At 44.8% G+C, this 12,749-nt stretch carries 11 protein-coding genes; 7 read left to right on the top strand and 4 right to left on the bottom strand.

All coding sequences use genetic code 11. From position 1 onward, the window contains the following. Positions 1-5: 5 nt before the first annotated feature. Entirely contained in the window at positions 6-584 is a 579-nt protein-coding gene (flhC, locus tag B4923_RS05190) for a flagellar transcriptional regulator FlhC (RefSeq protein ID WP_109053301.1), read from the bottom strand. Positions 585-586: 2 nt separating this feature from the next. After that, complete coding sequence (gene flhD, locus B4923_RS05195) at positions 587-937, bottom strand: flagellar transcriptional regulator FlhD (protein ID WP_109053302.1); 351 nt, start codon at positions 935-937, stop codon at positions 587-589. 639 nt (positions 938-1,576) lie between these two features. Between flhD and B4923_RS05200 the strand changes: the two genes are divergently transcribed. Continuing rightward, on the top strand, positions 1,577-2,728 hold the full coding sequence (locus B4923_RS05200) for an iron-containing alcohol dehydrogenase (protein ID WP_109053303.1): 1,152 nt from the start codon (positions 1,577-1,579) through the stop codon (positions 2,726-2,728). Between the two features lie 674 nt (positions 2,729-3,402). Then, entirely contained in the window at positions 3,403-5,130 is a 1,728-nt protein-coding gene (locus tag B4923_RS05205; RefSeq protein ID WP_109053304.1) for a methyl-accepting chemotaxis protein, read from the top strand. A 70-nt stretch (positions 5,131-5,200) separates the two neighbouring features. Here B4923_RS05205 and dsrB read toward each other — a convergent pair whose 3' ends face one another. Beyond that, the gene (dsrB, locus tag B4923_RS05210; protein ID WP_109053305.1) at positions 5,201-5,401 is read right to left on the bottom strand and encodes a protein DsrB; all 201 of its coding nucleotides are present in this window, start codon (positions 5,399-5,401) and stop codon (positions 5,201-5,203) included. 220 nt (positions 5,402-5,621) lie between these two features. Here dsrB and B4923_RS05215 point away from each other — a divergent pair, with 220 nt between their 5' ends. Together B4923_RS05215 and B4923_RS05220 are read left to right on the top strand one after the other, a co-directional pair. Beyond that, positions 5,622-7,052 (top strand): diguanylate cyclase, encoded by a 1,431-nt coding sequence (locus B4923_RS05215; protein ID WP_109053306.1) that lies wholly within the window; start codon positions 5,622-5,624, stop codon positions 7,050-7,052. A 205-nt stretch (positions 7,053-7,257) separates the two neighbouring features. Continuing rightward, positions 7,258-7,476, top strand: a complete 219-nt coding sequence (locus B4923_RS05220; RefSeq protein WP_109053307.1) for a KTSC domain-containing protein — start codon at positions 7,258-7,260, stop codon at positions 7,474-7,476. A gap of 273 nt (positions 7,477-7,749) precedes the next feature. Here the strand turns inward: B4923_RS05220 and B4923_RS05225 are convergent, their stop codons facing one another. Continuing rightward, the gene (locus tag B4923_RS05225; protein WP_281261830.1) at positions 7,750-8,031 is read right to left on the bottom strand and encodes a MerR family DNA-binding protein; all 282 of its coding nucleotides are present in this window, start codon (positions 8,029-8,031) and stop codon (positions 7,750-7,752) included. 463 nt (positions 8,032-8,494) lie between these two features. On the opposite strand from B4923_RS05225, the gene B4923_RS05230 reads away from it, so the two are divergent. The 3 genes from B4923_RS05230 (at position 8,495) to B4923_RS05240 (ending at position 12,741) form a co-directional block, all read left to right on the top strand. Beyond that, a complete protein-coding gene (locus B4923_RS05230) occupies positions 8,495-9,085 on the top strand; it encodes a YrbL family protein (RefSeq protein WP_109053309.1) in 591 nt (196 codons plus the stop codon). An 88-nt stretch (positions 9,086-9,173) separates the two neighbouring features. Then, positions 9,174-10,889, top strand: a complete 1,716-nt coding sequence (gene cptA / locus B4923_RS05235; protein WP_109053310.1) for a phosphoethanolamine transferase CptA — start codon at positions 9,174-9,176, stop codon at positions 10,887-10,889. Positions 10,890-11,094: 205 nt separating this feature from the next. Beyond that, on the top strand, positions 11,095-12,741 hold the full coding sequence (locus B4923_RS05240) for an LTA synthase family protein (protein ID WP_109053311.1): 1,647 nt from the start codon (positions 11,095-11,097) through the stop codon (positions 12,739-12,741). Positions 12,742-12,749 lie beyond the last annotated feature (8 nt).

A 12,749-nucleotide genomic window follows, 5' to 3' on the forward strand; every position in this document is an offset into this window, starting at 1 on the left:
CAGGCTCAGACTGCGTGTTTTACCTGTTCATCCAGCAGTTGAGGTATTATATCGGCAAGATTTTGCGAAAGTTTACGCCTTTTTACTGCTCTGGAGGGGGGTTGGCACAAGCTACAAACAAAACTGTTTTTAGGCTGATGCGCATGGGTGATAAACATACCGCTACAGCAACTACACGCGGAAAGCTGCAACATGCCACTGTCGACAAATCGGACCAATGTCCATGCGCGAGTCAACGCCAACAACGGGGAGTCACTTTGTGGTGAACATTGCTCCAAATAAAGACGATAAGATTTGATTACCGCTTCAACTCCGTTACATTGCCCACTTTTCATTAAGAAGCTGTATGCGTTATAGAACATTGATGAATGAATATTCTGTTCCCAGGTCATAAACCAATCCGTTGAAAATGGCAACATTCCCTTTGGCGGCGGACTACCTCTAAGTTCTTTATACAGTTTAATCAAACGTCCGCGGCTTAACTGTGTTTCACTTTCCAACATCTGCAAACGAGCACCGAGCGAAATAAGCTCCATCGCTAACTGAATGTCTTTCGCTTCCTGAATAATACTTTTCTCCGCCATTACTATGCCCTTTTCTTAGGCAAGTTTTCTTCTTTCGAAGTTAACTGTTGTAATAAGTGACTCGACAGCAAAATTCCCGTATGAATCTGTTGTAAATCGTCCACACGCGACTCTTGAGTCAAGAGCTTGATTGTATTGTGATCATTAAAACGGAAATGACATATCAGCTGATTAGTTTCTGCTAATTTAACCATCTGCGGCAAAGTCAGCTGCATCAGCATATCGGCCATGGCTTCATCAATGCCCAACCGAAACATCGCTGACGCTTTTTCATCATTAATTAAACGTTGTGCCAATAACAAATAAGACAGATTAATGTCATAAATGTGTTTGAGTAATTCAGAGGTACCCATATTTCCCATCCCGACAGGCTATGTTTAAAACATAAGTTAGGTGATAGACCATATCGCCCAGTTCAAAAATCACTCTCCATTGATGGCATAAAAAACTATCAGTGCCAGATACCTTACTATATTTACATTTCTTATTAGGACAGTAATGCTGCTTGCTGCTGCCAACTTTATCCATTGCTTTCGAATCCATTCATCCTTTACCCATCGGGATCCGACATAGAAATCGTTTCCAACCAGAGCATAGGATTAATCCTAAAACAGAGCAACTGTACCGCCTAATCCGTAGCACATACAACGCGAGCGGATAATGATTTTAATGATTATGTGACCTAGATCACATTTTTGGAAGCATTGCGTGTAATTTTCTAACTGGTAAGAGCTCTTTAATGTGCATTTTTGGTTCAGAAAATTGCATAAAACGTTACAAAAACCGTTGAAAATAATATGTTATAAGAACAATTTGATTGCTATCTAAATGATAGGTAAATATATTTTCAATTCATCCTGCATATCCACATGATATACAGGCATATATTCTTTACTTAAAATTTATGTGGCTAACCAAAACAGTTCTTATCTCACACTCTGAAGCAGTTCCAGCGATTTTTTAACAATCAGGGACAACATGGGGATACATTCATGAACGACTTTGAGTACTACAATCCGACACGAATCCTTTTCGGACGCCAGAAAGTGTCGAGCATCACCCAATACATCCCAATCCATGCAAAAGTTCTGATTACCTATGGCGGAAGCAGCGCGGAAAAATACGGTACGCTGAATGAAGTTCGAGCCGCGCTTGGAGAACGCGACTACATTGAGTTTGGCGGGATTGAACCTAATCCCCATTTTGACACGCTGATGAAAGCCGTAGCGCTCGTTAAAGAAAACAACATTGACTTCTTGCTCGCCGTCGGTGGCGGTTCTGTTGTAGATGGAACAAAATTTATCGCCGCCGCCGTTTACCAGGACGATATTTGGGATATCTGGGTCAAAAAACGGCCCCTGAGCAAAGCGTTGCCTTTAGGGTGTGTTATGACTCTGCCGGCAACGGGCTCTGAGATGAATGCCACCGCGGTTGTTTCTAACACGGCTCTCGGGGTAAAAACAGGTTATAACCATCCATTATTGTTTCCCAAATTCGCTGTTCTCGATCCTCAAAAATCGTACACACTGCCTGAACGGCAAGTGGCCAATGGTATTGTGGATGCATTTGTTCATGTGATTGAACAATACCTGACCTACCCCGTTTATGGGAAAGTGCAAGACAGGTTTGCTGAAGGGCTTTTATTAACACTGATAGAAGAAGGACCAAAAGCCTTGAGTGAACCAGAGAATTATGATGTTCGAGCAACAATAACCTGGAGTGCAACTCTGGCTTTAAATGGATTAATTGGCGCTGGTGTTCCTCAGGACTGGGCCACACATCGTATTGGACATCAATTAACCGCATTATATGGTCTGGATCATGCACAAACATTGGCAGTCTTGCTACCCGCATTACTTCATGTCCAGCGGACGAAAAAACAGCAAAAATTACTCCAGTATGCAGAGCGGGTCTGGCAATTAACCGATGGCAATACTGAACAGCGAATTCAGCAGGCAATCAATAAAACGCGAGAGTTTTTTGAATCCATGGGGTTAAGAACGCGTATGCGGGATTATGATCTACCTGAAAGTGCAGTTGAAGAAATCATAACCAGTCTGAACACCTTCAACATTCTTCCTCAGGGCGAGCATAAAGACATTGATGAATCGGTTGCCAGAGAGATTTTGAGATTGAGTTATTAATATAACGTTACACGTAACAGTCTCTGAATGAAATCCAGAGACTGTTATTATGACGTTTGTTCTCCCTAAATTGTCGCAAAAGAAAAACAGATGCGACAATAACAAAAAAAGCCCTTCAACAGGAAGAAATCAACCCCCTTGAATATCGTAATTTATATTTAAAACCATTACGTTAGAAAACCCTATTAACTACCTGATAGATTCATAGGAATTCAATCTGTTATTTTTATAGCCCCCCGAAATATCTGCTATCTGCGAGATAAAATAATCCATCATCAATTTTAATCGCGGGATGAACATTCCCAATGCGGACAGCATGATGTTGCAATTAAAAAGACTTTTTTATTGGTAATAACAATAAGTCGTTTTCCCGAGATCATTCCCCGCGGAGAAAATAAAAACACACACCAACTGCCAGTGAAATTTCATTTTTTATCATCAAATAGTCATCTGGTTGTATAATTTAACAGCAGTTTTATTTTGTTTTTTTTGAAACACCCAAAGCGTGATCTGGATCTCGCTGAATCGCATTAAGGTTTATCACGATGTGCCGATTATATTTTACATTGCTGTTTTGGGCATACTCGCCCTCCGTGCAAATTTTGATTCCACAACGCCCATACCGCCTGCCGGCGGTATGGTAAATCGTTATTACTTCTCCTGAAAATGAGCGAATGGATATGAAAATAACTTCAAGGTCTGAGCAGCAGGGTAAAACAGGCTTGTTGAGTAACTTACGGCTGGTTCCTTTATTCGTCATTATTCTAGGCGGGATTATGCTGCTGTTTGCCTTATCCGTAGGGACATCCAGCTATTTTTTACAGCGTAGCAATCAGTCACTGTCCGATGTGACACAAGAGATTGATATCAGAATGGGGATATCGAACAGTTCCAATCATCTCCGAACGGCTCGCTTATTATTGATTCAGGCTGCCGCTGCCGCACGTATTGGCGATTCTGACGTTTTTAATGATAACCTGAAGCAAGCGTTACAACGTGTAGAGCAATCCAAACAGGCTTTTCTCGTTTATGAACAACGCCCGGTCAAAAGCGCCCAGGACTCAGCGCTAGATGCAGACCTACGTAAAGCTTACGATGAATATGTCAATCACGGCATCATGCCAATGCTGACCTCCGCAAAAGAAGGCCTGTTTGAAGAAGTTATTACGCTGGAATCGGAAGAAACACGCGTACTGGACCTGGCCTACAACAAGCCTTTGCTCGAGGCGGTAGCTTATCGGACACAGCGCGCAAAAGACCTGAATGATACGGCTCACGCCAACGCCATATTAGGGTACACATTGATGGGCGTCAGTTTTGCTATTGCGCTTGTTTTGACCTTCCTGACTTTCATACTTCTCAGACGAGCACTCATTAAACCGATAAATAATTTAGTCAGCCGGGTTCAACGGATCGCCCAAGGTGACCTCACTCAGGTTCCCGATAACTATGGCAGAAATGAAATTGGCACATTGGGCCATAATGTTCAACAGATGCACTCTTCGCTGGTCACCACCGTAACAACCGTCAGGGAAAGCGCTGACTCCATCTATCAAGGCTCGACAGAAATTACTTCTGGCAATACCGACTTGTCTTCACGTACAGAACAACAAGCCGCGGCGCTGGAACAAACAGCGGCGAGCATGGAGCAACTGACAGCAACCGTGAAACAAAACTCGGAGAACGCCCACCACGCCAGCCAGCTTGCCGCGAATGCATCAGGCAAAGCGAAACAAGGCGGCGAAATTGTTGCCAATGTCGTCAACACCATGAGTAACATTTCAGGTAGCTCCAAAAAGATATCTGAAATCACCAGCGTGATTAACAGCATTGCGTTCCAGACCAACATTCTGGCCTTGAACGCTGCCGTAGAAGCAGCCAGAGCGGGTGAACAAGGAAGAGGTTTCGCCGTCGTTGCCGGTGAAGTACGCAGTCTTGCACAACGTAGCGCCCAGGCAGCGAAAGAGATAGAAACGCTTATCTCCGAGTCTGTCAATTTGGTCAATAGCGGCTCAGTATTAGTTGATAATGCGGGTCAGACCATGCGGGAAATTGTGAATGCCGTTACCAATGTCACCGACATTATGGGTGAAATTGCTTCAGCGTCCGACGAGCAAAGTCGGGGGATCTCTCAGGTTGGTCAAGCGATCGCTGAAATGGACAGCGTGACACAACAGAATGCGGCGTTAGTACAAGAAGCCAGCGCCGCCGCAGCGTCGTTGGAAGAACAAGCTGCCGTGTTGACTCGGGCAGTAGCAACATTCAAGTTGTCCAACCATCAATCGCAGCTGTATGCCTCGGCGCCAAAGGAGCGGACAGCGTTAACCTCCAGATCAAATGCATCCCTGGCACTACCGGGCCAGGGCGCCAGACAACATAGCGATAACTGGGAAACGTTTTAATCCTGCAAGATAACTTCCTCACCGCCACAGGTATTGGCCACGCATTGGTGAAGCCAATACCTGTGAGCGCTTATTTTTCAGCAGGATTGATAGGTTCGACAAATGTCCCGTCTTTACTCTCAACTTCATTAAAAAACCAAATACCCGCGGGATAATCCTTAAGCGACACTAAATACATCGTCCCTTCCTGAAACACTTCAATTTCCAGGATCACGCCTTCTCGCCTAGCGTCACCGTCTGTTTTTACCGTCACCAAATCATTGACTTTCATTGCTTTTTCTCAAATAAAAAATTCACAAAAGAACAAAACCCACCATCATCCATGAAAATCGTCATCGTTTCTGACGAAGAAAACAGTTAGCCTTGCTAACCTTAACGATAAGATATTGGCAAACTCTCCCAACTAAAAGTGCCCAATTACGTTAAACTAATCGTTTTTTACTTTAATACAAGCGCGTAACGCGTACCGTACCCGCAGAAGAGATTGAACGTTGAACGAGCTCCTGGATTCCAATAAACGAATAGAAAACAATGAAGTAATCTACAATCAGGTGATAACGTCAGAGTGGAAAGAGCTGTTGGCGATAACATCGCCTGAGGCTTTTAACCTGCTACAAAGACTGGCTGACGAAAAGTCTGCCGACCTCGCGGAAGCGTTCTATTCTTACATGCTGCAAGACAAAGAAGCGGCTTTCTTTCTCTCACACCAGCAAGTTCATGATCGACTCCACGGTTCAATGTGTAATTGGGTCACCAGCATTCTGTCTAACGTGGGAGAAGATCTGCCTGCGCTTATTGAACATCAGAAAAAAATTGGGCAAATCCATGCACGGATTGGCATTCCTGTCGAGTTGGTAGAGCGAGGAGCCCGACGTTTAAAATGGACGCTTTACGAAGACATATTACCAGAAACGGGCAATGATCCATTATGCTTTGAAGCCATGCGTTTTGCTTCAATATCGATAGATATTGCCATCGAAATTATGAGCAGAGCCTATTCTCAGTCACACGATCGAGCAGCTAAAAACGAAGAGTCCTACAGACTGTTCTCTATTCTGGAGAACGCGGGAATGGAGAGAGAACGTCAAAATGCGGCATTGTTAAATTGGGAAAATGCATTCATTTTCAGCGTAGCCACCGGAGCGCCATTGGCCAGTATTCCTGAACTCAGCGGTTCGGAGTTCGGTTTATGGTTCAATCATAAAGGAAAATCCAGTTTCAACAATGCTCAGGGGATCAAAGTCATTAGTGACTTAATTGTTGAAACCGACAACTATATTAATCACTACAGCAAAGTAAGTCCGTTATCGCCGAGCAACTATTCTCCTTTCCTTAAATCGGTGAGAGGTAAAATTTATAAAATCAATATGCTGCTAGGATCGTTATTTGACGATGTCCAGAAGCTGGAAAGTGGCAAAGACACGTTGACCCTGTTACTGAATCGCCGTTTTCTACCGACAATTCTGCGACATGAAACCGCCCTGGCGATGCACGCTAATTCGGCTCTTACCGTGACAATGATCGATATTGACCATTTTAAGTCAATCAACGACACCTATGGTCATGCGACAGGCGATATCGTATTGAAAAAAATCGCAGAAATTCTGTACGAAAATACCAGAAACAGTGATTATATTTTCCGCTATGGTGGTGAAGAGTTCATGGTAGTGTTAATCGAAACGCCAAAATTAGCGGCTTACGCCTTGATCGATAGGCTCAGAAAAAAAATTCAGGATCACCAAATCCATCTTCAAAATGGTAAAACCATAACAACCACGATCAGCGCAGGTATCGCAGTCTATAATGGACATCCTGATTATGAATACCTGATTAAGTCTGCCGATGACGCGCTTTATAAAGCCAAAGCCAATGGCCGAAACCGCGTTGAATATGCATCAGAAGATGACTTGCAGAAAAACTGAAACGCCAGTCAGGCAGCCGCTCGCGCGGCCCTGCTCAGAATTGTTCAAATTCACACCAGAAACACCCTGCCGTTATTAATTTTACTAACCTACAAGCCAAAACTCTGATAAACATTCAACTGATAAGCATGATCATCAACAACACAGCATGCTTAAAATCCTTTATAGTCTTATTTCGGCATTTTAACTCAAAGGAGGGATAACATTGCAGCGGCAACCCGTATCATCATCAAGGATTCGTTCAATTGGCTATGACCCAAAGAAACGCATTCTTGAAATAGAATTTCATAATAAAGAGATCTATCAATATATTAACGTTTCTGAGCGCACTTATGGGAAATTTATTTCTGAAGCAGTAGTATCGAAGGGGCGTTTCTTCGATGGGGTAATAAAAAACAAATTCTTATGTCGCAAAATCAGCTGACTATCAGTCGACAATGATACCCATTCATCAACAAACGATTGCCCTGTAATCGCTCAAATCACTGTCGGGTAGCTGGCAGAAATACTCTTTCGGATTTGGATTTCAGCGTACCCCAGCAAGAAATCCAGATTCTCCATTTGCGCAACGACAACACATCTAAATTTTATCGTTCTCAAATATCAGGGCCTGCAAACGCAATAGCCCGGGTAGAGAACCGATCTATGCATAATTGAAGTCAAAGGCTGGAATTAGTAACAATGGAGCACGCCGCGTCTATCCGTCAGAACACGTGTCGGATGGCTGGTGAGTAGCGGCTTTGAGCATCTTTTGGAGGGAAGGACATTCCAGATGATTAGCATGCGGACAGTCTGCTGCATGTTGCAGCCCGTCACGCACTGCCGTCAAACGTTGGATCGTTTTGTCAATTTCTCTGGCCTTCGCTGCCAGTCTGTCCCGGTCAGGTATCGGTTTCCCTTCCAGATCAAACATACCGGCTATTTCCGTCAATGAAAATCCCGCCCGTTTCCCTAGCGCAATAAGGGCCAGTTGCTGCAATACGTTGGCCGGATATTGGCGTCGTAGACCGTGGCGGCCGATTGGCAGGGATACTTACAGGTATACGCCTGACTACTCAGCCGAAACTTCAGGCTGTGATTGACAAATATATCTTCTTCGTCTGCTTTGATTACTGGCCGGACTACCGACCTACTTGATTTTCATGCCGTTACGTGAACGCTTACTCAGAGCGCGTTCGATCGGTAACGCCGATCGATAGGATCGAATCGATCTATCAAAACGATTATCTTTTGATCAGAATCATGGGTAAGATCTTTCCGAATTCTGATGTAACCGAATGTTTTTAGTTAATTATTCTCTTTGGCGAGAAGGGGTGGGTATAGCCTGATTTCACCCAGATGAGTCTCGGTCTTCTCGCTATTAAGTGCCGTTGGTCATGGCTGGACCAGTTGAATAAGTGCAGACAACGCATGTTTTTGCACTACGGGATTCATTATATCTAATGACCATCATTGACTTGAATCGCCCGCTGTTAATATCGCAGGGGCGGCACCGGGCATGTTATCGCCATCCATTAATGCAGGACAAATGTATAAAAGTGCATTTGAACGGTGAATATAACTGCGAAACCATCAGGGAAATTAAATATTACCAGCGGATAGCCAATAAGGTATTTACCGTTCCTGTCATATCGCACTATCACGGAATGGTTAAAACCAATCTTGGAACAGGCTATGTTTTTGATCTTGTCAGAGATTATACCGGCGACGTGTCCAAAACGCTGGAGCACTATATCACCGACAATGCACTTTATAAAAAACATAAAGCAGATATCAAATTGGCCTATCACCGCATGGTGCTGTGGACAAAAAAATATGCCATCGTCACCATGACGCTGAAACCGTATAACATCATGTACCGATTGAAAAATGAGAATGAAGGCGACCTGGTTATTATTGATAATCTGGGATGTGCGAATTTATTTCCTCTGGTGTATTACTCGGATTTTTTCGCCAGACAACAGCTATCGAGACGATTCTTTAATTTTGAAAAGATGCTGAATAACCAATATGGCATAACGCTGTCATCTTAATAAACATTCATGTTACGCGATAAAGCAATAGCCGTTTTTACAGCTATTAATGGAAACATTGATTAATTTCCGACAGGAATAATAAAAAATGAGTTCGTCTTTTATTCAGAAACAATTTTCATGGCCTTCCATGCTATGGCTTTTGCTTTTTTTCTGGTATTTCTCATGCACGCTGCAACTGATTATTTCATTTAGCGGACATAGCGGATTCAACGGACTGCGCGATGCACTGCTATACAGCCTGCTATGGCTAATTCCCGCATTCACATTTCCTTCCCGAATACGCTTGATTACCGCTGTTCTGGGTATACTGCTTTGGGCCACAGCCAGCATCGCGCTGGGCTATTATCTGATATACGGGCAGGAATTCTCCCAAAGCGTATTGTTCGTTATATTCGAGTCCAACACGAAAGAGGCGGGAGAATATGCCAGCCAGTATGTCAGCTTCAAGCTGATTGCGGCTATCCTGCTCTATACTGTCATCGCCGTTTATCTGTGGACGCGTATACGCCCGGTCTATCTGCCGCTGCGTTACCGCTTTTCTGTCTCCCTGCTGATCCTCACGGTGCTGTTTGGCGTTCCTGTCTGCAACAAGATGATAAAACACCATCAGTCGGGAGAAGAAGCCATTGCCTACCTGGCCGGACGCATGGGCACCACCGCGCCGTGGCAATTTGTCGGCAGCTATCTGGAATACCGGCACCAGCTCGCCAGTATGGAATCCATACTGCAACAGAACGCCGCGTTGCCGCCGCTGCCGAATCTGAAAGACGCCAACGGCGATATTCCCCGCACGCTGGTGCTGGTCATCGGCGAATCCACCACCCGAACCCGCATGAGCCTGTACGGCTATCCCCGAACCACCACGCCCCGCCTTGATGCATTACACAAAACCGATCCCAACCTGATTGTATTTAATGACGTCATCGCGCCGCGCCCCTATACCATCGAACTGTTACAGCAGGCGCTGACCTTTGCCGATCAGCAACAGCCGGATCGTTACCTTACCCAACCCTCGCTGATGAACATGATGAAACAGGCCGGATACAAGACGTTCTGGATCACCAATCAGCAAACCATCACCAAACGTAACACCATGCTGACGGTGTTCTCGCAGCAAACCGACCGGCAGTTTTATCTGAATAACCAGCGGACACAAAGTTCCCGGCAGTATGACGATGTGGTGTTAGCACCGTTTGATGAGGTTCTGCGTGATCCGGCAGAGAGAAAATTTATTGTGGTTCACCTGCTGGGAACGCACATGAAATACCTGTACCGCTACCCTGAAAATTTTGGTGATTTTCACGACCGGAATGGCGTTCCCGCCTCATTAAGCGATCCAGAGGCGGAAGTCTATAACAGTTATGACAATGCCGTGCTGTATAACGATTTTGTTGTCAGCAGTCTGATTGAAACCTTTGCCCGTCATCAACCCAACGGTTTTCTGCTCTATTTTTCCGACCACGGCGAGGATGTGTATGAAACCCCGCCGCATAATGTGCTGGGCCGCAATGAAGGCGCCCCCACCCGCGCCATGTATACCATCCCGTTTATTTTGTGGCAGTCGCCGGAGTGGCAAAAAAACCATCCCCGCCAATATGTGCGCTATACCGACCGGAAATACAGCATCACCGATCTGATTCATACCTGGGCGGATCTGGCAGGCTTGAGCCATGACTTTTACGAACCGGAAAAAAGCCTTGTCAATCCTGATTTCAAGGCGGCTGAACGCTGGATCGGCGATCCATACACTAAAGACAGGCTACGGGATTTCGATAAATTACCGCCAGCGATAAAAGAATAAAACTGAACGATCAACACAGTGTGCGGTTAAGGCAATGCCGACGCGCTAAAACTGAGCTCGGCGACGGATAGATTGCATGGTTTTAATCAATTACCTTCTTTCATAAAGGAATAGCGTCGCGTAATCGCTCGTCATTTTTATATTTTTCGTGTCTTTATCTGACGCGAAGGAACGCTATGGCCGTAATTTTTCAGCGAGTTTACTCATGAGTAGAACAAGGGTTTTATTTTGTTATTTTTTTATTGTTATTATCGCTTCATTTATCATTGTAGCGAATAACAGCAAACACATTTATCCGGTTATTATTTCTGTATTATCTTATATTTTTATTGTCTCTGCCGTATTTACAACGTCCAGGCGCTGGCTATTTTCTCTTGTTTTGTCGTCTAGTTTATTTATAACACTAAAACTCATCGACCAGATAAAAATACATTACTATAAAGAAAAGCTACTATTCCCCGACTTTTATCTGATATTTGATTCGGCCAATGCCGAAACGCTGGCGCATTACTGGTTGGCTGGCGTGGCGATGATAGCGCTATTACTCTGGCTGCTGTTGAATGCGGTTCTGTCCTGGCGTTGTCACCCCGTAACGAGGAAAACGCCGTATCGTCTTGCCGCTGTCGTTCTGATTCCGATTTGTCTGTTCGGAATCACCAACATAACAGACCGTTGTCACCGTATCTGGGAAGAAACGCTGCCAAAAGGTACCGGCACCCTGACCAATATCATCATGTCCGCCAGCGATTCATACTATCAGCCGCCGCAGTATCCCGGTACATCGGCCTATTTTCTGGAAAAAGCCCAAACCGTCACGTTACCCGCCACACAAAGCGACATCAGGCCGGATATTGTGGTACTGCTGCATGAATCCACCGTCAATCCGCTGATTTATCAACTGCCAGACCAGTCAGTCATCCCGCCGCTGTTTACTTTTCAGCATGACGACCATGTCAGTGCGCAAAGTTTAATGCGGGTACACACCTTTGGCGGTGGAACATGGTTATCCGAATTCTCGGTGCTAACCGGCCTCAACCCTGACGATTTTGGTTCTCGCAAGAACGCCGTGTTCTACACCGTGATTGACCATATTGCCGCCAGTCTGTTCCAGGAAATGAAAGCCAACGGCTATTACACGGTCGTTCTGACGCCGTTCAACAAATCGGCCTACCACGCCGGACATGCTTACCAAACGCTGGGCGTCGATCGTATTATTCAGCCGCAAGAATTAGGGTATCCGGGCCGTCTAAGTGAGAATTTATGGAATATTCCGACGCATGACGTATTGAAATACGTTAAAACCCTTATTGGCCAAAAAACGGACAAACCCATTTTTGTCTATGTGCTGACGATGGCCGAGCATGGGCCTTACGATGACGGTCATAAAGATGATTTCAATTTAAATGAACATATCAGTAATCCGGGAACAGCGGGTAAGTTCAGCCACTACGTCGAAAAGATAACCGCGTCGGATGCAGCAATAAAAGAGTTTTCTCACTACGTTGCCGAAAATGAACGGCCAATGATGTTTCTTTATTTCGGCGACCACCAACCGGGTATCGGTTTCAACCAATATCGTATCAAACAGAACAATCCTGCTTATATTAGCCAGTTTACCCTGAGGGATAATCTGACATCCGGCCAGCACATCAAAACCGGAGAACTTACTGATATCTCTTTTATCGGCGGAATTATTCTGGAACGAGCAAGGCTCAATATCTCACCGTTTTACCAGGCAAATATCCAGATGCGTCATTTATGCAGCGGCATGTTGGATGACTGTCAGGATAAAACCTTGCTTGATAGCTACAAGAAATACATTTATCACGATCTGAAAATCGCTGGAGAGTAGTTTTTTCA

It is taken from the genome of Brenneria roseae subsp. americana, assembly GCF_003115815.1.
Classification (GTDB): domain Bacteria; phylum Pseudomonadota; class Gammaproteobacteria; order Enterobacterales; family Enterobacteriaceae; genus Brenneria; species Brenneria roseae.

Coding starts and splice junctions, on each gene's coding strand:
- flhC (WP_109053301.1), bottom strand. CDS start 584: ATGGCGGAGAAAAGTATTATTCAGGAAGCGAAAGACATTCAGTTAGCG.
- flhD (WP_109053302.1), bottom strand. CDS start 937: ATGGGTACCTCTGAATTACTCAAACACATTTATGACATTAATCTGTCT.
- B4923_RS05200 (WP_109053303.1), top strand. CDS start 1,577: ATGAACGACTTTGAGTACTACAATCCGACACGAATCCTTTTCGGACGC.
- B4923_RS05205 (WP_109053304.1), top strand. CDS start 3,403: ATGGATATGAAAATAACTTCAAGGTCTGAGCAGCAGGGTAAAACAGGC.
- dsrB (WP_109053305.1), bottom strand. CDS start 5,401: ATGAAAGTCAATGATTTGGTGACGGTAAAAACAGACGGTGACGCTAGG.
- B4923_RS05230 (WP_109053309.1), top strand. CDS start 8,495: ATGACCATCATTGACTTGAATCGCCCGCTGTTAATATCGCAGGGGCGG.
- cptA (WP_109053310.1), top strand. CDS start 9,174: ATGAGTTCGTCTTTTATTCAGAAACAATTTTCATGGCCTTCCATGCTA.
- B4923_RS05240 (WP_109053311.1), top strand. CDS start 11,095: ATGAGTAGAACAAGGGTTTTATTTTGTTATTTTTTTATTGTTATTATC.